The 17519-nt window shown below is 67.2% G+C and carries 18 protein-coding genes and 1 tRNA gene; 11 read left to right on the top strand and 8 right to left on the bottom strand.

Going from position 1 to position 17519, the window contains the following annotated elements; genetic code table 11:
- Window positions 1–169: 169 nt before the first annotated feature.
- Window positions 170–1249, top strand: a complete 1080-nt coding sequence (locus AC1DT7_RS03280) for a DUF2855 family protein (protein WP_478034184.1) — start codon at window positions 170–172, stop codon at window positions 1247–1249.
- Here the strand turns inward: AC1DT7_RS03280 and AC1DT7_RS03285 are convergent.
- A complete protein-coding gene (locus tag AC1DT7_RS03285; RefSeq protein ID WP_478034185.1) occupies window positions 1231–4089 on the bottom strand; it encodes a DUF2339 domain-containing protein in 2859 nt (952 codons plus the stop codon). The genes AC1DT7_RS03280 and AC1DT7_RS03285 overlap by 19 nt on opposite strands.
- A gap of 71 nt (window positions 4090–4160) precedes the next feature.
- Window positions 4161–4394, bottom strand: coding sequence for a hypothetical protein (locus AC1DT7_RS03290; protein ID WP_478034187.1), 234 nt, complete (start codon window positions 4392–4394; stop codon window positions 4161–4163).
- A gap of 94 nt (window positions 4395–4488) precedes the next feature.
- Here AC1DT7_RS03290 and dapF point away from each other — a divergent pair, with 94 nt between their 5' ends.
- From dapF to AC1DT7_RS03305, 3 genes are all read left to right on the top strand, one after another.
- Entirely contained in the window at window positions 4489–5430 is a 942-nt protein-coding gene (gene dapF, locus AC1DT7_RS03295) for a diaminopimelate epimerase (RefSeq protein ID WP_478034188.1), read from the top strand.
- Between the two features lie 330 nt (window positions 5431–5760).
- Window positions 5761–6036, top strand: a complete 276-nt coding sequence (locus AC1DT7_RS03300; RefSeq protein WP_478034189.1) for a hypothetical protein — start codon at window positions 5761–5763, stop codon at window positions 6034–6036.
- 126 nt (window positions 6037–6162) lie between these two features.
- Window positions 6163–6732, top strand: coding sequence for a glycine zipper 2TM domain-containing protein (locus AC1DT7_RS03305; protein ID WP_478034191.1), 570 nt, complete (start codon window positions 6163–6165; stop codon window positions 6730–6732).
- A gap of 70 nt (window positions 6733–6802) precedes the next feature.
- Here the strand turns inward: AC1DT7_RS03305 and AC1DT7_RS03310 are convergent, their stop codons facing one another.
- Window positions 6803–7129 carry a UBP-type zinc finger domain-containing protein gene (locus tag AC1DT7_RS03310; protein WP_478034192.1) on the bottom strand — a complete coding sequence of 109 codons (327 nt, stop codon included), beginning with the start codon at window positions 7127–7129 and terminating at the stop codon, window positions 6803–6805.
- A 44-nt stretch (window positions 7130–7173) separates the two neighbouring features.
- Between AC1DT7_RS03310 and AC1DT7_RS03315 the strand changes: the two genes are divergently transcribed.
- From AC1DT7_RS03315 to AC1DT7_RS03330, 4 genes are all read left to right on the top strand, one after another.
- Window positions 7174–7842 (top strand): polyamine aminopropyltransferase, encoded by a 669-nt coding sequence (locus tag AC1DT7_RS03315; protein WP_478034193.1) that lies wholly within the window; start codon window positions 7174–7176, stop codon window positions 7840–7842.
- Window positions 7843–7948: 106 nt separating this feature from the next.
- A complete protein-coding gene (locus AC1DT7_RS03320) occupies window positions 7949–8161 on the top strand; it encodes a cold-shock protein (protein WP_478034194.1) in 213 nt (70 codons plus the stop codon).
- Between the two features lie 604 nt (window positions 8162–8765).
- Window positions 8766–9896 carry an OmpA family protein gene (locus tag AC1DT7_RS03325; RefSeq protein WP_478034196.1) on the top strand — a complete coding sequence of 377 codons (1131 nt, stop codon included), beginning with the start codon at window positions 8766–8768 and terminating at the stop codon, window positions 9894–9896.
- Between the two features lie 285 nt (window positions 9897–10181).
- Window positions 10182–11483, top strand: coding sequence for a UDP-glucose dehydrogenase family protein (locus tag AC1DT7_RS03330; protein WP_478034197.1), 1302 nt, complete (start codon window positions 10182–10184; stop codon window positions 11481–11483).
- 18 nt (window positions 11484–11501) lie between these two features.
- On the opposite strand, the gene ygfZ is transcribed toward AC1DT7_RS03330, so the two are convergent.
- The gene (gene ygfZ / locus AC1DT7_RS03335) at window positions 11502–12233 is read right to left on the bottom strand and encodes a CAF17-like 4Fe-4S cluster assembly/insertion protein YgfZ (protein WP_478034198.1); all 732 of its coding nucleotides are present in this window, start codon (window positions 12231–12233) and stop codon (window positions 11502–11504) included.
- Window positions 12234–12283: 50 nt separating this feature from the next.
- Between ygfZ and AC1DT7_RS03340 the strand changes: the two genes are divergently transcribed.
- Window positions 12284–13612, top strand: coding sequence for a dihydroorotase (locus AC1DT7_RS03340; protein ID WP_478034252.1), 1329 nt, complete (start codon window positions 12284–12286; stop codon window positions 13610–13612).
- A gap of 142 nt (window positions 13613–13754) precedes the next feature.
- On the opposite strand, the gene AC1DT7_RS03345 is transcribed toward AC1DT7_RS03340, so the two are convergent.
- Window positions 13755–14582, bottom strand: coding sequence for a DUF1134 domain-containing protein (locus AC1DT7_RS03345; RefSeq protein ID WP_478034199.1), 828 nt, complete (start codon window positions 14580–14582; stop codon window positions 13755–13757).
- 164 nt (window positions 14583–14746) lie between these two features.
- On the opposite strand from AC1DT7_RS03345, the gene AC1DT7_RS03350 reads away from it, so the two are divergent.
- Both AC1DT7_RS03350 and AC1DT7_RS03355 read left to right on the top strand, forming a co-directional pair.
- Window positions 14747–14839: transfer RNA gene (locus tag AC1DT7_RS03350), tRNA-Ser, on the top strand.
- A gap of 109 nt (window positions 14840–14948) precedes the next feature.
- Window positions 14949–15395: a hypothetical protein gene (locus tag AC1DT7_RS03355; protein WP_478034201.1), complete on the top strand. Its 447-nt coding sequence runs from the start codon at window positions 14949–14951 to the stop codon at window positions 15393–15395.
- A 3-nt stretch (window positions 15396–15398) separates the two neighbouring features.
- Here AC1DT7_RS03355 and AC1DT7_RS03360 read toward each other — a convergent pair whose 3' ends face one another.
- The 3 genes from AC1DT7_RS03360 to AC1DT7_RS03370 all read right to left on the bottom strand — a co-directional run bounded on the left by AC1DT7_RS03360 (window position 15399) and on the right by AC1DT7_RS03370 (window position 17503).
- Window positions 15399–15590 carry a hypothetical protein gene (locus AC1DT7_RS03360; protein ID WP_478034202.1) on the bottom strand — a complete coding sequence of 64 codons (192 nt, stop codon included), beginning with the start codon at window positions 15588–15590 and terminating at the stop codon, window positions 15399–15401.
- 99 nt (window positions 15591–15689) lie between these two features.
- Window positions 15690–16223 (bottom strand): response regulator transcription factor, encoded by a 534-nt coding sequence (locus AC1DT7_RS03365; protein ID WP_478034203.1) that lies wholly within the window; start codon window positions 16221–16223, stop codon window positions 15690–15692.
- On the bottom strand, window positions 16220–17503 hold the full coding sequence (locus tag AC1DT7_RS03370) for an ATP-binding protein (protein WP_478034254.1): 1284 nt from the start codon (window positions 17501–17503) through the stop codon (window positions 16220–16222). Before AC1DT7_RS03370 ends, AC1DT7_RS03365 begins: the two co-directional genes overlap by 4 nt.
- Window positions 17504–17519 lie beyond the last annotated feature (16 nt).

Here is a 17519-nt window from a genome sequence, read left to right on the forward strand (position 1 = left end):
ATCGCCTAACCAGATCGGTTGCCGAGTATTCCGCCAACGCGCCACTGTGGCAAGGGGGCCAATGCGGGGCGAAATTTTGTGGCGAAAAGGCAGGTTTCCGGGCTGGCGCCGGGCGGCATCGGCCATCATGATGCGCGCGCGCCGGTGGGGCGGCGCAAGGGAGACCGGCATGCCCGTGAAGCGCGAGATGATGGTCCGGCGCGACGACCTGATGCAGACGGCGATCAACGAGACGCTGGTGAGCGAGCCGAAGGACGGCGAGGTCCTGCTCGAGATCGAGTCGTTCGCGGTGACCGCGAACAACGTGACCTATGCGGTGGTGGGCGATCAGCTTGCGTACTGGAACTTCTTTCCCGCGCCCGAAAGCTGGGGAATCGTGCCGGTCTGGGGCCATGCGCGGGTCGCGACGTCCCGCCATCCCGACATCAAGGTGGGTGAGCGCGTCTATGGCTATCTGCCGATGGCCTCGCACCTGATCGTCCAGCCGGGCAAGGTCGCGGCGGACGGCTTTCGCGACATGGCGGCGCATCGCCAGCCGATGAGCCCGATCTACAACCAGTATCGCCGCCTTGCCGCCGATCCGGCGCATGACCCGGCCCGCGAGGACGCGCGCATGCTGTTCGCGCCGCTCTTCACCACCAGTTTCCTGATCGGCGATCAGCTGCGCCGTGCCGACTGGCATGGCGCCGGCACGCTGATCGTGACCAGCGCGTCGAGCAAGACGGCGATGGCCGCTGCCTATGTCGCGCGGGCAGACAGCCCCGGCGTACGGCGAATCGGCCTGACCAGCCCCGGGAACGTCGCCTTCGTCCAGGGGACCGGCCTGTACGATCAGGTCATCGCCTATGACGCGCTCGACGGGCTGGTCGTCCAGGGCAGCGCGGTGCTGGTCGATTTCGCCGGCAGTACGGAACTGCTCCACGCTGTGTACGATCATCTGCCCGGCCAGCTTGCCTATGTGCTGCGCGTCGGGGTGACTCATCATGACGAACGCGGCGAGACGGGTGCGCTTCCGGGGCCGGCGCCGGTCTGGTTCTTCGCGCCCGATGCGGCGACCGCCCTGATCGGCGAGATCGGGCCGGATGCGTTCAACGTAGCGCTGGCCGAGCGCTGGGCGGGCTTCGTCGCCGAGGCGGAGACCTGGGTGAGCGTCGAGAAGGGGGCGGGCGCCGAGGCGCTGCAGCGGGTGTGGCGCGAACAGGTGGCCGGCCGCGCCCCGCCGCAAAAGGGCTATGTGCTCAGGCTCTGAACCGCGACGAACCGGCGATACGCCCAGCTGATCGCGATCAGCGCGATGCCGAGGCCGAAGAAGGAGAGGATCCTGAGAATCCCCTCGAGCACGGCGGCATCGACCAGGAACACCTTGAGCGTCACCGGGATGAGCAGGGCGAGGCCGACGATGCGCAGGTCGTCGAGTTTCCGGCGGATGCCGAGCGCAAGCCAGGCCAGCGCGAGCCCGAGGAAGCCGGCCGAATAGAGCCAGTTCTCGGTCCGGCCGACCGGGCCGGTCAGGATGTTGCCGTGGGTCGCCTGCCGCACCGTCGCCGCAACCGCGATGACGATCGCGGCGAGCATCGCGCCGCGCCACCAGCGATTCGCACGCAGCGGCCAGAGCCAGACGGCGACCAGCGCCACATCGAACGTCGCGAGGTTGAGCAGCGGGATCGTGCCGACCGATTGCGGCACGAGCACCGGGCAGAGCACCGCCAGGTCGAACCAGACGAACCGGCCGAGCGCGACGATCAGCAACGCGCGGGCGAGGTCCCGCTGGTACCGCGCGGCGATCCAGGCGGCGGCGAAGAAGAGCTGGGTGATGGCGACGCGTTCGAGGAAACCGAGCGATTCGAAGCGCGGCAGATCGGCGATGGCGAGCGGTGCCTTGGCGAGGGCGTAGAGGCTGGTCGCGGTGATTCCGGCCAGCACGGCGATGGCCCGTGTCCGCCACTGACCGGGCAGGGCTGGTTCCCGCAGGAGCGCAGCGCCGATCAGGCCTGCCGACAGGGTCAGCTCGCGCAGGATTCGCACGAGCGGCGGCAGGTCGAGATAGGGCAGGGGATTCCCGGCCAGTGACGAGCCCATCATCACCAGAAGATCGCCGATCAGCGGGCCGGCAAACGCCAGCGTGGCACATCCCGCTGCCGCCGCCCAAAGACGCGGCGCCCGGCGATACAGGATAAGCGCGGCGGTCGTGGCGGCGAGGCCGGGCGTATGCCATGGCGCGGGCAGCAGCGCCGGGATGAAGGCGAGCGACAGGGCGAGCGCGGTCCAGCCGAGGCCCGTGCGGACCTTGCCGGGCGGCAGCAGCCAGGCGGTCGCCGCGACCAGGGCGGCGGGCAGCAGGCCGATCGCGACGAGGTCGGTCGCCGCGGGCATCGGGTGTTTCAGCGCAATGCTGCCCAGATAATCGCCCAGCCGCCCGAACCCGATCATCATCGCGGCGGCGGTCACCGCGAGGGGCGCAAGCGTGAGCCAGGCCAGCGCGCCATCGCGCGTCCGTCGCGACCAGGCCGCCAGCGCGACGCCGATCGCGAGCCAGGCGGGCCAGCGCCAGGGTTCGGCGATCAGTTCGGCCTGGGCAAGCGCGGTCAGCAGTGCCGCGAACGCAGCGCCGCCGAACAGGCCGGCCGAGGGCGGGAAGATCGCGCGTCCATCATGCCGGGCGCGCCAGCTCAGCGACGCGGCGGCCAGGGCCGTCAGCAGGAGCAGGCCGGCCCAGGAAGCGGGGGACAATTGGCCATGCCCGAACGCGAGCGCCAGGATGATCGGGCCGCCTGTCGCGCCAAGCGCGATCCCCGACCACAAGGCGCTCCGCCGGGCGAGCAGATGTCCGGCGATACCGAACAGCAGGGTGATGGCGATGGCCGCCACGGGAGCATGGGCGACCTCGCCGGACTCGAGCGCGATGCCGAGCAGGCCGAGCACCAGCACCAGCGCCGCGGCAGCGCCGGGCGCCAGTGCGTCATCGCGCCAGCCGAGCCACAGTGCGGCGGCGCTGAGCAGGAGGTAGAGGCCCCAGGCGAGCGGCCCGAAATCGAGCGCCGGTGCCAGGATCAGCAGCTGGACCAGCCCGGCGACCATCGGCAACAGGCGGAGCCAGGCCCGCGCGGCACCGGTGCGCGGCAGCGCCAGGGTCGCGCCGATCGCGAGCAGCACGACGAAACCGCCGACTCCCGCCAGATCTCGCCCGGAGACCATGGCCACCAGGATGTTGACCCAGGCGAAGCCGCCGCCACAGGCGGCGATCGCGAGCCACACCCAGCCGCGCCGGATCGCCAGCCCGAACAATGCCGAGACGAGCAGCCCGAGATAGACGAGCAGCGGCCCGATATTGCCCGGATCGAAACTGGAGATGAGCGGCGCTGCGAAGCCGCCGATCAGCGCCATGATCGCGGTCGGCGGGCCATGGCGCAGCGCGAGGCCCAGGCCGGCGGCCGTCACCACGATCATCAGCACGAAGGCGGGACCCACGCCGATCAGCGCATAGAGCTGTGCGGCGATGTAGAGCGTGCCGTACAGGCTCGCGATGCCCGCGCCGGCCAATACCTGGCCAATCCGCTCGTCGTCGCGCGTCGCCGGCAGGCGCCGGGCGACTTCGCTCGCCGCGATCAGCACCAGCCCGAACAGGCCGGCGATGATCGACCGGGCGGTCGGGCCGAGCATCCCGTTCTCGATCGAATAGCGCACCAGGAAGAAGGCGGAGAGGACGAGCGCCGCGCCGCCGATCCAGACCGGCAGCTTGCCGCCGACGATCGTCTCGAAGCTGAGCCGGATCGGCTCGCGCGCCGGTTTCGGGGGCAGGCGCGGGGCTGGTGCCGGTGCGACGGGCCCGGTGGTGACTGGTTCCGCCGGCATGTGGATCGTCGGCGGTGGTGGTGCGGCGACGCGCCTGACCGGAACCGCGATGGCGGGAGGTGCCGGTTCTTCTGCCGGGGGCTGCGCCGGCACGTCGCGGCGCGGGCGCTGCTCGCCGGTCTGGACGAACCGGCCCCGCAGCACGGAGACCTCATCTTCGAGCTTCCTGACGCGCGACGTGACGCGCCCCAGGGCAACCCCCAGCGCGACCACGGCGAAGAACAAGATGACCGTCAAGCATGACTCCCGGTTATGCGGCGATCAGGTCTGCCACACTGCCCGTCCGCTGTCTCGTCCCGAGAGAGAGGTTATCGCGCGGGAGGGGCTGGTCTGAGCCGCATCCACCAGCGCCTTGCGGCGACGATCGCCCATACGCCTTCGACCAATCCGAACGGCCAGGCCCCCTGCAGGAAACCATAGATCGACCCGAGCAGGCAGAAGACGGCAAAGCCGAGCCCCCACCAGTGCGATCGCGCGTCGAACGCATAGCAGACCAGCATGCCCGTGACGGCGAAAAGCCCAAAGGTGGTCAGGATATCCATCGCCATCGTCCTACAACCAAGGGGGAGCGGATCAATTCCCCATCGGGTGGCGCTGGCGGTGGAGCATGTCGGCGATTTCGGCTAGAGGCCGGCCATGCGGTTCGATTTCATCAAATGCCATGGCTCGGGCAACGACTTTCCCCTGATCGACGCGCGGGAGATCGAGCTCGACGACGCCGTCTGGGCCGGGGTGGCGCGGGCGCTGGCGGATCGGCGCGGGCCGGTCGGTGGCGACGGGCTGTTGCTGCTGACGCCGGGCGACAAGATCCACGCCTTCGGCATGCGCATGTTCAATTTGGACGGCAGCGAGGCAGAAACATGCCTGAACGGCCTGCGCTGCGTCGCGCGGCTCGGGTTCGAGCGCCAGAGGCTGGACCGGGCGCTGGTCCGCCTGAAGACGAGCGCCGCCGAGGCGGCGCGCGATGCCGATCTCGCGCCGGGCGTCGTCACCATCCGCGAGACGGCGGGGCCGGCCGATCTCGATGTGACGCGCTGGCCGCTCGGCGTGGAGGCGCATGAGATCGTCCAGCAACCGATCGCGCTGCTGCCGACGGGCCGCAGCTTTACCGCGGTCGCCATGCCCAACCCGCATCTGGTGAGTTTCGTCGATACGGTCGACGAGGCCGAGCTGGTCGCGGTCGGCGAGGTCTGCGAGGCGGGGCCTGACTGGCTGCCGAATCGCGCCAATGTTTCCTATGTCGAGGGGCGCGAGGGCGGGCTGTTCGTTCGCACGTTCGAGCGCGGCGTCGGCCTGACCGACAGTTGCGGCAGTGCGATGGCCGCCTCGACCTTCGCCGCCTGCCTGACCGGCCGCGCCCAATTCGGCGCGGAACTGACCGTGTTCAACCGCGGCGGCATGGTCCGCGCCCAGGCCGAAAGCGACGGCATGGTGCGCCTCTCGGGCAATGCGACCTTCGAATGGGAAGGTTCTGCCGAGATCGACTGGGAGCGCGGTCTGGCCGGCGACCTGACCGTGGCGCGACATTTCGATGCCGAGATCGCCGCCTGGGCCGGGGTGGTCGAAACGATCGGTTAAGAGTCTGTTTGAAAATGCGCGAAAGGGCGCAGTTTTTCGTAGGCGGCACCGCCCTCCGCCGCCTTTCCAACGATGCTTTGCATCGCCGAAACCTTGGGCGGCTTCGCCCGCTCCCCCTCCCGGCCACCCATTCAGGATACGCTGTGGGTGGCCGGGAGGGGGAGCGGGCCGGTGCCGCGAAATGCGCTCACGGCGCATTTTCAAACAGACACTAAGGCGTCCAGGGGCCGCGAACCTGTACCGCAGCCAACAATCATGTTCAGCAACCATGCGCGAACCGGGGCGTACTCCCTCCCGACAGCCCGATGCTCGGGCAAGAGAGGAGTTGTCATGAAGATTTCCATCATGCTCGCTGCCGCCGGCCTCGCCGTCGCGTCGATGGGCGTCAGCGCCAGCGCCAGCGCGCAAAGCTGGGGCAATGGCCGGGACGGCTATCGTGGCGGTCATAACGATCGTGACCGGTATCGTGATCGCGACCGGGGCCACCATTACGGCAATGGCCGCCACTATGATCGCGGCCGCCATTATGACCGCCGCAGCTATGGCTGGAATCGCCATTGCCGGACGATCTGGCGTTATGGCCACCGCGTCCGCGTCTGCCGCTAACCGGCGGTATCTTTCGGGCGGCGGCCATCGCCGCCGCCCGCCTTGCGGCGCAGTCTCCGGTTGCGCCGGCGCCCCGTTCGGCCGCATCATTCGTTCTGCACGCGTAACATCATCAGGAGACTATCAATGAGTCGCTTCACCAAGATTGCCGTCATTGCGGCCATGAGCTGCCTGGCAATCGCGACGCCGAGCTTCGCGCAGACTTCGCAGGACGATGCGCGGTTCCAGCAGGCCCAGCAGCGCTTCCAGAACGAGATGCGCGTGTTCCAGCAGGAATTCGACCGCTATCAGCAGGCGCGCAGCCGGCGTGGCGGTGGCTATGGCGGTCCGGGTGGTGGCTATGGTGGGCCGGGCGGCGGCTATGATCGCGGGCCAGGCGGCCCCAGCGGCTATTACAATGACGATCGGGCCGAGACCGGTTATGATCCCGCACGCTATTATCGTGAGGGGCCGAACTATCAGGAGCGTGTCCTCAGCCAGGACGACCGGGTCTATCGCGGCAATGACGGGCGCTATTATTGCAAGCGCAACGACGGCACGACCGGCCTGATCATCGGTGCGGTCGGCGGCGGTATCCTGGGCAACGTCATCGATGGCGGCCATTCGCGCGGCGTCGGCACTATCCTGGGCGCGATCGTGGGCGGCGTCGCCGGCAAATCGATCGACCAGAACAACCAGCAGGTGAAGTGCCGCTGATCCGGCCTCATCGCTGAAACGACACCTCCGACGGCGCGGGATCTCCTGGATTCCGCGCCGTTTCGGTCGGTCAGACGAAACGCGGGATCGGTCGAGGGTGCGGCGTCATCCGGTCGGACAGGTCGAAATCCACTTCGTCGACATAGCACCAGCCCCAGCCTTCGGGCGGGTCATAACCCTCGATGATGGGATGCCCGGTCGCGTGGAAATGCTTGGTCGCATGGCGATTGGGCGAATCGTCGCAGCAGCCGACATGGCCGCAGGTCCGGCACAGGCGCAGATGCACCCACCAGTCGCCCGTCTTAAGACATTCCTCGCACCCGTCGGCGCTCGGCGTGACATCCTGGATACCGCCCAGATGCGTGCATGACTCGCTCATGGCGATAAGGTAGCGCAATCGCCGCCGCCGCCAACCCCGTACCGCGCCACGAGAGAGCAGCCATGGTTCCCCGGATATTGATCGATACGGCCGCAGTGCCCGGCGGCGGTGAGCTGCGCCTGTTCAGGCGGGGCGACGAATTCTCGATCATGCTCGGCGCCAACGAACTGATGAACAGCCGCCTGTCGGGATCGGAGGAAGCGCTCGCCACCCTGGTGTGTGATCGCCTCGGCGGCAAGACGGCGCCACGCCTGCTGATCGGCGGGCTCGGCATGGGTTTCACCCTTCGCGCGGCGCTTGGCCGGCTCGGCACCGATGCGATCGTCACGGTGGCCGAGCTGGTGCCGGCGGTCGTCGCCTGGGCGCGGGGGCCGATGGCGCCGATCTTCGGCGATTGCCTGGACGATCCGCGCACGCGGATCGAGGAAGAGGATGTCGGCGCGCTCATCGCCGCAGAACGCGGCGCGTGGGATGCGATCCTGCTCGATGTCGACAATGGCCCGGACGGGCTGACCCGTCGCGGCAACGACCGGCTCTATAACGCCACCGGCCTAGATGCGGCACGATCGGCCTTGAGCGCCGGCGGCGTGCTGGCGGTCTGGTCGGCCGCGCCCGACGCGAAATTCGTACGACGCCTGGAAATAGCGGGATTCGCGGTCGACGAGGTCGTGGTGAAGGCGCGGGCCGGGCGCGGTGCGCGGCACGTCATCTGGCTGGCGACGCGACTCTGACGCCGACCTGGCGCCCGGCCCCAAAGAGTCGTTTCTGTTCCGAAACATAATTGATTTGGAACTCGCGCGGGGGTGGCATAGGCTCCGCGTCGAGAGGAGAGAGACCATGGCAACCGGATCGGTAAAATGGTTCAACGATGCAAAGGGTTTCGGCTTCGTGACCCCGGATGACGGCGGGGAGGATCTGTTCGTCCATTTCTCCGGCATCACGATGCCGGGGTTCAAGACACTCGCGGAGGGACAGCGTGTCGCCTTCGACGTGATCGAAGGGCCCAAGGGCAAGCAGGCCTCCAATATCGTGGCGGTCGAGCCCGGCTGACGGAACGCACCGCTCCAGCGACCGATTGCCCGGGCGACTCGCTTCGGGGCGAATCGACCCGCGTCGCGGGTGTTTCGATCGGTCCGGGCACGCAATTCCGATGTCCGGGCGGGGGCGGGAAGAGGAGATTGTCTCAATCCGGGCATATTTCTCGTTCGCACCTGCGGCATTCCCGTTGATTCGGGCGTGGCCAAAAGGCCGCAATCATCGTCGGGGGTCCAGGATGGGGTGCGCCGACGAGGCCGATCGCCGGCACGCGGTCGGGCCTCATATCAATGATCCCCGTGTCGCGCCCGGGCCGTTGATACGAACCCGCGCAATTGCGTGCTTTGCCCGCGGAGACACGACGAATTGCCTGCTGTTCCCTCGTGGCCGCTCCCGCGATGGCCCGCTCGGGGCGCTCGCCCCGGACGCGTGGTATCCCCGTGCTCGGGACGACGGCCGGGCCACCACGAGCCGTTCCCGGGCACGGCGGTGTCGTCAAAAATGGGCCAAACCTGTTGCGCTTGAGCAACAGCCCTCAGAATTTGTTCGCTTGCGCGGAAACCATCCTTTGGGTAGGGAGTTTGCGCTGTCCGAGTGACAACGAAGAAAGGGGATTTTTATGCGGAAGCTTGCCGTTGCTATGGCGCTTGCCTCCACTGCTCTCGCCTCACCCGCCCTGGCCCGCGATAATTCGTGGTACGTGGGTGTAGAGGGTGGTGCTCTGCTCGTCGAAGATATGCATTTTGATATCGGCGCGCTTTCTGATGCTGCGACTGTCGATCACCATTATGGGTATGACGTCGATGGCGTGATCGGTTACGATTTCGGCGCGTTCCGCGTTGAAACCGAAGTCGGCTACAAGAACTCGACCGTTGACGGCTATCGGTCGTCGACCACTACTCCGATCCGGAACCTGCAGAACGTTCCGATCAACGCTCCAGCCGGCACTTATGATTATGCCGGTGGCCGTACGACGGCGCTCAGCTTCATGCTGAACGGCCTGCTCGATTTCGGTGACGACAACGGCATTCAGGGCTTTGTCGGCGGCGGTGTCGGTGTTGCCCGTGTCAAGACCCGCATCGGTCTGAACACGCTCAGCAACTTCCTCGACGATTCGGACACGGTCTTCGCATGGCAGGGTATCGCTGGTATCCGCGCTCCGCTGACCAGCCATCTCGATGCGACGTTCAAGTATCGCTTCTTCAACGCCGCCAACCTCGAGCTGGTGGACGTTTCGGGTCGCGCATTCGACGGTCGGTATCGGTCGCACAGCATCCTGGGTGGTCTGACCTATAACTTCGGGTCGCCGACTCCTCCGCCGCCTCCGCCTCCGCCGCCGCCTCCTCCGCCGCCTCCCCCGCCTCCGCCGGAGCCGGTTCCGGTTGCGCAGCCGCCGGTTTGCTCGCCTGGCCCGTTCATCGTGTTCTTCGAATGGGACAAGTCGGACATCACGCCGGACGCGTCGTCGATCCTCGACAACGCCGTCACCCAGTACCAGAACTGCGGCAATGCGCAGGTCATGCTGGCCGGCCACGCCGATCGTTCGGGCGCACCCGCCTACAACGTGGGTCTCTCGCAGCGTCGTGCGGACTCGGTGAAGGCTTATATGGCCGCTCACTCGATCCCCGAGGGTGTGATCTCGACCGAAGCGTTCGGCGAGAGCAAGCCGCGCGTTGCGACCGCCGATGGCGTTCGCGAGGTTCAGAACCGCCGCGTGGAAGTCACCTACGGACCGGGTTCGGGCAACTAAGCTCGACCTTGAGTTTGAAGATATCGAGAGGGAGATCGGCATCGCCGGTCTCCCTTTTCGTTTGTACGGCATAAATCCATGCAGTGAATCGACCGGTGATTCGCTGCGAGACCATTGGGCATGGCGGATCTTGTCTGTATCGGGCACGTCGTCGGCACGGACTTTCTTGCGCCAGCCGGTTTTGTGCTGCGGGCGCGAAGAGCAGGGCTGGCAATCGGCCTTTGTTCAGCTAGAGCAATGCGGGCCGGAAGCGGCGCCATCCACATATGAAACAGGGTATCAGGCATGCGGATAACGATGATCGGCTCGGGCTATGTTGGTCTTGTATCGGGCGCCTGCTTCTCGGATTTCGGTCATGAGGTGATCTGCGTCGACAAGGACGCGAGCAAGATCGCGGCGCTCGAGGCCGGCAAGATGCCGATCTTCGAGCCGGGTCTCGACACCCTGGTGGCGACCAACGTCGCGGCCGGGCGGCTGAGCTTCACCACCGACCTCAAGTCCGCGGTGTCGGGCGCCGACGCGGTGTTCATCGCGGTCGGCACCCCGTCGCGGCGTGGCGACGGCCATGCCGACCTGACTTATGTCTTCGAAGCCTCGCGCGAGATCGCCGCGGCGATCGACGGGCCGATCGTGATCGTCACCAAGTCCACCGTGCCCGTCGGCACCGGCGACAAGGTCGAGGAGATCATGAAGGAAGTGGCCGGCGACTTCGAGATCGCCGTCGTCTCCAACCCCGAATTCCTGCGCGAGGGCGCTGCGATCGGCGACTTCAAGCGTCCCGACCGGATCGTCGTCGGCACCGAGGATGCCCGCGCCCAGCAGGTGATGCGCGACATCTATCGCCCGCTCTATCTCAACGAGAGCCCGATCCTGTTCACCGGCCGCCGCACCTCGGAACTGATCAAATATGCGGCCAACGCGTTCCTCGCGACCAAGATTACCTTCATCAACGAGATCGCCGATCTGTGCGAGGCGGTCGGCGCGAACGTGCAGGACGTGTCGCGTGGGATCGGCCTGGACAACCGTATCGGTTCCAAGTTCCTGCATGCCGGCCCGGGTTATGGCGGGTCCTGCTTCCCCAAGGACACGCTGGCGCTGCTCAAGACATCAGAAGACTATGAGACGCCGGTGCGCATCGTCGAGGCGGTGGTGCAGGTCAACGACAACCGCAAGCGCGCGATGGGCCGGAAGGTGATCAAGGCGCTGGGCGGCGACGGCAAGGGCAAGACGGTCGCGATCCTCGGCCTGACCTTCAAGCCCAACACCGACGACATGCGCGACGCGCCGAGCCTGGCGATCGTGCAGAGCCTGCTCGATGCCGGCGCAAGCGTGCGGGCCCACGACCCCGAAGGCATGGAGATCGCGAAGGCGATGATGCCTGCCGTCACCTATTGCGGGGACGCCTATGAGGCTGCCCAGGGCGCCGACGCGGTCGTGATCGTGACCGAGTGGGACATTTATCGCGCGCTCGACCTGAGCCGCCTCGCCAACACGATGAATGGCAAGGTGATGGTCGACCTGCGCAACGTGTACCGCGCGCCCGAAGTCGAGAAGGCAGGCTTCGCCTACAGCTCGATCGGCCGCTGAGCGTCGGGCTGCTGACTGTCAGGCGGCCGTCAGGGCGGCCTGGAGCCAGGGCGGCGTGATTGCGTCGTCCAGCGCTTCGACCCGGCGGAGCTCGACCATCAGCCCGAGATCCGGATAGGTCGCCCGGGTACGGTCGCCGGGCCCGGCGATCTGCGCGACCACCAGGCGGCGATTGACCTTGGCGCGGTGGTGCATACGCGCGGTGTTCTCCTGCCCGACATAGCAGCCCTTGGTGAAGCTGACGCCGTTCAGCTCGCGCGCATTGGCCTCCAGCCAGAGCGTCTTGTCCGAGCCGAGTTCCTCCAGGCCCTCGGTGACACCGAGCGACAGGCGATGCGCCACCCAACCGGTCGCTGCCTCTCCCGGCTCGCCGAGCCAGCGGCGGCCGAGTTCGGGGAGGCGCGGATCGGGCGTGCCCTTCGCGTCATCCAGCGACCAATGCACCGCACCCTCGACGCGCTCGATCGTGACCGGGCGGCGCAGGCGGTAGATCGTCAGGCGCCGCGCGAGCGCCTCGGCGGCCCCCGCCTCGCAATCGACCAGGACCGCGTCGCCGTCAGCCCAGAGCAGGAAATCGAACAACGCCTTGCCCTGGGGCGTCAGCAGACCCGACCAGCGCGGCGCCGACGCATCGAGCGTCGAGACGTCCTGAGTCACCAGCCCCTGCAGGAATCCGCGGACATCGTCGCCGGCGATTCGGATCAGCGCGCGATCGGCGAGCATCGTGGCATGCGGGGTGGTTTCGCTCATGGCGAACAGGTAGGAGGTCGGCCGTGCAAGCGGAAGGGCTGGAGGCGATCGTGACGGCAACCTATGATCTGAAACTGACGGGCGGCACCGTCCACACTCCGGCCGGGCCGATCCAGGCCGATATCGGTGTGCGCGGTGGCCGGATCGTTTCGATCGGCGGGGCAGGCGATGCGGGCGAGACGATCGACTGCACCGGGCTGGATATCCTGCCCGGGGTGATCGACACCCAGGTCCATTTCCGTGAGCCGGGGCTCGTCCACAAGGAGGATCTCGAAAGCGGCAGCCGCGCCGCCGTGCTCGGCGGGGTGACTGCGGTGTTCGAGATGCCCAACACCAAGCCCAACACCGACAGCGCCGAGGCGATCCAGGACAAGCTGACGCGCGCGCATCACCGCATGTGGTGCGACCATGCCTTTTATGTCGGTGCGACCAACCACAATGCCGCGGCACTGGCCGAGCTCGAGCGGCTGCCGGGCACGGCGGGCGTGAAGATTTTCATGGGCGCATCGACCGGCGACCTGCTCGTGGCGGAGGATTCGTCGCTCGCCGAGGTGCTCGCCTCGGGCCATCGCCGCGTTGCGATCCATGCCGAGGACGAAGCGCGGATGAACGCGCGCGCCGGCGAGCGCGTGTCGGGCGACCCTTCCTCCCATCCGGTCTGGCGCGACGACGAGAGCGCCTTGCTGGCGACGAAGCGGATCCTGAAACTGGCGCGCGCTGCGGGACGCCGCATCCATGTGCTGCACGTGACCACGCCGGCCGAGCTGGAATTGCTCGGCCAGCACAAGGACATCGCGACCTGCGAGGTGACGCCGCAGCATCTGACGCTGGCCGGCGAGGAGGCCTATCCCCGGCTCGGCACCCTGGCGCAGATGAACCCGCCGATCCGCTCCGGCGCGCACCGCGACGGGCTGTGGCACTGGCTTCAACAGGGTGTGCCCGACATCCTGGGGTCGGACCATGCGCCGCACACGCTGGAGGAGAAGGCGAAGACCTATCCCGACAGCCCCAGCGGCATGCCCGGCGTGCAGACCATGCTGCCGCTGATGCTCAACCATGTAGCGGAAGGGCGTACCACGCTCGCCCGCGTGATCGACCTGACCAGCTCGGGGCCGCAGCGGGTGTTCGGCATCGTCGGCAAGGGCCGGATCGCGATCGGTTATGATGCCGATTTCTCGATCGTCGACCTCAAGGCGCGCTGGACGATCGAGGAGAGCTGGCTTGCCTCGCGCAGCGGCTGGTCGCCCTTCACCGGCATGACGCTGACCGGCAAGCCGATCGGCACGATCGTGCGCGGCCGCCGCGTGATGTGGGACGCAGCGCTGGCCGATACGGCGCAGGGCGAGCCGATCCGGTTCGAGGCGGTCGAATTCGGCTGAAGGCCGGGAAGGGTGGTGTCCCGGCCGCTGTCCGCGACACCGCCGGCCTAGCCGGCTAGGGAGCGCGGCGCCCGATGTGAGGGCCGCGCGCCTATAGTGGTGACCGCTTACTTCACGATCCGCGAACGCACCGGGCGGGCGATCAGAAGGGCAGCCATTTCGACTTGTGGCTGAACTTCATATAACCGACGTTCACGCCCTGCCGCCAGCCGACGCCAAGGCGGATCGGGATCAGCACGATGTCGCCGCGACGCAGATAGCTCGCCGCGAAACCGCCGACGAAATAGAGCCGGCCCTCGCCCGCCGGGAAGCGTTTGTAGAGCTCCTCCGAATCATGGAGGTTGTACACCAGCACGAACACCTTGTTGGCATCGCCGCCCAGGTCGAAGCCGACCGACGGGCCGGTCCAATAGACCGGCATCTGCCCCTCGATCTTGTGGAACATCGTGCCGCTGCCATAGCGCAGCCCGACCACGACTGCGCCGGATGCCTCGCGGCCGGAGATATAGGCGTTGGGCTCGCCCTGTTCCTTGAGCGTGCGCTCGAGGATGCCGGCCAGGCCGGATGCGCCCTTGCCGAACGTGCCCTCGGCGGCGCTGAGCAGTTCCTCGCGCTTGAACGTCGTGCCCTGTGCCGCGTCGGCATTGGCATCGGCCTGGGCCGTGCCGCCACCGGCCTGGGCTGGTTGCTGCGGCTGAGTCCCGCCGGCCGGCTCATTGGGGCGGCTCGGATCATAGGGCGGATATTGCTGCGATCCCGTTGCGGCCGGCGCATCGTTATAACGCGGCTGGGAGTCGGACGACACGGCGGTGTCCCGCTCGGGCGCCGGCGGCGGTGGAGTCTGCCCGCGCTGCAGGTCGTTGTCGATCGCCTGATTGGGATCGATCGTTCTCACCTGGGCGATCGAGGGCGCTGGGCCAACGCCGATGGCAGTCGCCACCAGCAACAGGATATGTAGGGCCTTGCGCATCGTGTATCACTCCCCCGGCGCGTAATGGGCCAGTCTTGCTCCCATGCGGCTTGCCCCACAATGAACCGAGCGACAACCCGAGTCGAATTCGCGTCGGACGGCATGCGAGAGGCCGGTTGATTGCACGCGAACCCCTCGCTATAGCCGCGCTTCGCCGCCAAGCCGGAGACGTGGGTGAGTGGCTGAAACCAGCGGTTTGCTAAACCGCCGTACGGGGTTTACTCGTACCGAGGGTTCGAATCCCTCCGTCTCCGCCAGGGGTGCCCGATCGCAGGGGCCCCTTACTCCAAAATTTCGTGAGGCCGCTGGCATCTCTTCGTCGGCAACCCGGCGGACGCCGCGACAGAATAGCGAATTGGATCATCGATGCTGACCCGTTCGGAACAGGCTGCATTGAACCTGGAAGAGGCGCGATCCCTGCGCGCGTCCGGTGCCTCCTATCGGCAAATACGTCGCCAGCTTGGGCTGAGCGCGGGGCAGGTCGGCTTGATACGCCGGGCGCTCAGCCGCGAGAAAGGGGCCGCGACGCGGCTCCGGTCGACGGAATCGAATGCGACCGATCGGGACCTTCCGGTCAGTCGCTCCGTTCTGCCGAAGGGGCTTCGCCGGACATTGATGGCGTCGGGACACCTGACGCTCGGCGATATCGCGGACGGACTGTCCGATCCGGCCGGCGCGGGACTTGAGAGCATTGCCGGCATCGGGCCTCATAAGGCGGCCATGGTGAAGCGACTGCTCGACCATTATGGCCTGCTGCCGGGCTCGCCCGATCTCAGGGGTGAGATCGAGCGGCTCTTTCCGGAATTCGCCTGACGGTCAGGATAGCGCGTCGCGCTGCTTCTTGAGAGCCTCGAGCTGCTGCTCGAACTCGGCAATGCGATCCGCGGACCGTTCTTCGTCGCCGGCACCCGAATAGGCCGCGCCCTGTTCGAGAAGGTCGCGCAGATTGTCCTCGATGACGGCGATGCGCTCATCGAGGTCGGTGCGGGCAGGGTCGGTATCGGACAAGAGACGGTCTCCTCGACTGGCCGGCGCTGAAGGAAGCGCCGTGCGATCCCGCATAGCGCACCGTGACGCCGCGGCCATCATACGAAAGGCAGGAAACCCCTACCGCAGCTGCCGCTTCTCCAGCTTCCGCGCGAGCGTGCGGCGATGCATGCCAAGCCGGCGGGCGGATTCGGAGATGTTGAAGTCGGTCTCGACCAGTGTGCGGTGAATATGTTCCCATTCCACCGTCTTGATCGACGACTGGCGGCCATCGACCGGCGCCTCCGCATCGCCGTCCTCCCGGGCGAAGGCGGCTTCGATGTCGTCGGTGTTGGACGGCTTGGCGAGATAATAGGACGCGCCAAGCTTGATCGCCTCGACCGCGGTGGCGATGCTGGCGAAGCCGGTCAGCACCACGATGCGCATATCCGCATCCTGCTGGCGCAGCGTCTGAACACAGGCAAGGCCGGAGGCGCCGCCGAGTTTCAGGTCGACCACTGCGAAGCCGGGGCGGTTCTCTTTCAGCAAAAGCATCAGTTCGTCATGGCTGCTCGCCACGATCACGGTATAGTCACGCCGCTCGAACGAACGTTTCAGCGTGCGGGCGAAGGCCGTGTCGTCCTCGACGATCACGAGCAGGCGATCACCGCTCATTGCCTCATACCCCCATCATAACGAAGCGTGGCGAGAGGCAGAACCAGGCGGACGCAGGCGCCGCCCTCGAAGCGGTTGGACGCCGATGCCTCGCCGCCCAGCTTGCGCAGGACATTGACCAGCAGGAACAGGCCGAGCCCGCCGCCGGGCCGTCCCTTGGTCGACCGATAGGGCTGGCCGAACGAGGCAAGCATCTCCGGCGAAAAACCCTGACCGCGGTCGGCAACCTCGAGGACAAGCGCGTCGCGCTCGCGCCATGCGGTAATGCCGATCCAGGCCGGCGACACTTCGGCCGCATTGTCGATGATGTTGCCGATGACCTGGCGCAACGCCGGGTCGGACACGATCGGCAGATCCTCGCCGAACCGGTCGGCATAATCGATCGTGCCGGTGAGCCGGCTCGACCGCCATTCGCCGACGATATCGTCTAGGAAATCGCGCATGGTGGTGACCTCGGGCGCCACGCCGCGCGCTTCGCCGGCCGACATCAGGATGCCGCTGACGATCGCCTTGCACCGCCCGACCGCCGCCTCCATATCCTCCAGATCGTCCTGCAGTTCGAGGTCGTCGGAGAGGCGGGGCAATTTCTTCCAGTCGCCGAGCAGGACCGAGAGCGACGACAGGGGGGTGCCGAGCTCATGGGCGGCGCCCGAGGCGAGCAGGCCCATGCGGACGATATGGTCCTCCTCGGCGGCGCGCTGCCTGATGTCCGCTAGCGCCGCGTCGCTTTCGCGCAGGTTGCGGCTGATCCGGGTGACGAACGCGACCAGCAGGATCGCGATCAGGCCGAAGCAGATCAGGCTGCCTTTCAGGTAGAGCGCCAGCGGATCGTCGCGATAAGGCTGGGGCAGAGCCAGCGGCATCGGATCGGTGCCCAGCACCCCAAGCGCGACAACTGTGGCAAGCGCGACGCCCCAGGAGGAGGCCGGCTTCAGCAGGATCGCGCCGATCACCACCTGGAGCAGGAAGAGCGAGGCGAAGGGGTTGGTGAGGCCGCCGCTATGGTAAAGCTGCCAGGCAAGCGCGGCGACGTCGAGCAATAGCGCCGCGGTCAGCTCGGCATTGGTCACGGCCCATCTGCGGCGCAGCAGGAGCAGGCTCGCGGCGTTGATCCCCGCGAGCACCACCGGCGTGATGAGCAGCTGGGCGAGGGGCAGCGGGATGTTCATCAGCCAGTTGACGACGGCGATGGTGACGAGCTGCCCGCCCACCGCGATCCAGCGGAGCTGGATGAGCAGCAGCATGTTGCGCCGCCCGGCATCCGCCTCGGGCCGGGGCATCGGAGGCAGATGGACC

The organism is Sphingomonas sp. P3_C6, from assembly GCF_056402595.1.

Bases quoted from the DNA above. Each gene is read 5' to 3' on its own strand.
- AC1DT7_RS03370 (WP_478034254.1), bottom strand. From the start codon at position 17,503: ATGCCCCGGCCCGAGGCGGATGCCGGGCGGCGCAACATGCTGCTGCTC.
- AC1DT7_RS03355 (WP_478034201.1), top strand. From the start codon at position 14,949: ATGCTGACCCGTTCGGAACAGGCTGCATTGAACCTGGAAGAGGCGCGA.
- AC1DT7_RS03325 (WP_478034196.1), top strand. From the start codon at position 8,766: ATGCGGAAGCTTGCCGTTGCTATGGCGCTTGCCTCCACTGCTCTCGCC.
- AC1DT7_RS03345 (WP_478034199.1), bottom strand. From the start codon at position 14,582: ATGCGCAAGGCCCTACATATCCTGTTGCTGGTGGCGACTGCCATCGGC.
- AC1DT7_RS03330 (WP_478034197.1), top strand. From the start codon at position 10,182: ATGCGGATAACGATGATCGGCTCGGGCTATGTTGGTCTTGTATCGGGC.
- AC1DT7_RS03290 (WP_478034187.1), bottom strand. From the start codon at position 4,394: ATGGATATCCTGACCACCTTTGGGCTTTTCGCCGTCACGGGCATGCTG.
- AC1DT7_RS03320 (WP_478034194.1), top strand. From the start codon at position 7,949: ATGGCAACCGGATCGGTAAAATGGTTCAACGATGCAAAGGGTTTCGGC.
- ygfZ (WP_478034198.1), bottom strand. From the start codon at position 12,233: ATGAGCGAAACCACCCCGCATGCCACGATGCTCGCCGATCGCGCGCTG.
- AC1DT7_RS03300 (WP_478034189.1), top strand. From the start codon at position 5,761: ATGAAGATTTCCATCATGCTCGCTGCCGCCGGCCTCGCCGTCGCGTCG.
- AC1DT7_RS03365 (WP_478034203.1), bottom strand. From the start codon at position 16,223: ATGAGCGGTGATCGCCTGCTCGTGATCGTCGAGGACGACACGGCCTTC.
- AC1DT7_RS03280 (WP_478034184.1), top strand. From the start codon at position 170: ATGCCCGTGAAGCGCGAGATGATGGTCCGGCGCGACGACCTGATGCAG.
- dapF (WP_478034188.1), top strand. From the start codon at position 4,489: ATGCGGTTCGATTTCATCAAATGCCATGGCTCGGGCAACGACTTTCCC.
- AC1DT7_RS03305 (WP_478034191.1), top strand. From the start codon at position 6,163: ATGAGTCGCTTCACCAAGATTGCCGTCATTGCGGCCATGAGCTGCCTG.
- AC1DT7_RS03315 (WP_478034193.1), top strand. From the start codon at position 7,174: ATGGTTCCCCGGATATTGATCGATACGGCCGCAGTGCCCGGCGGCGGT.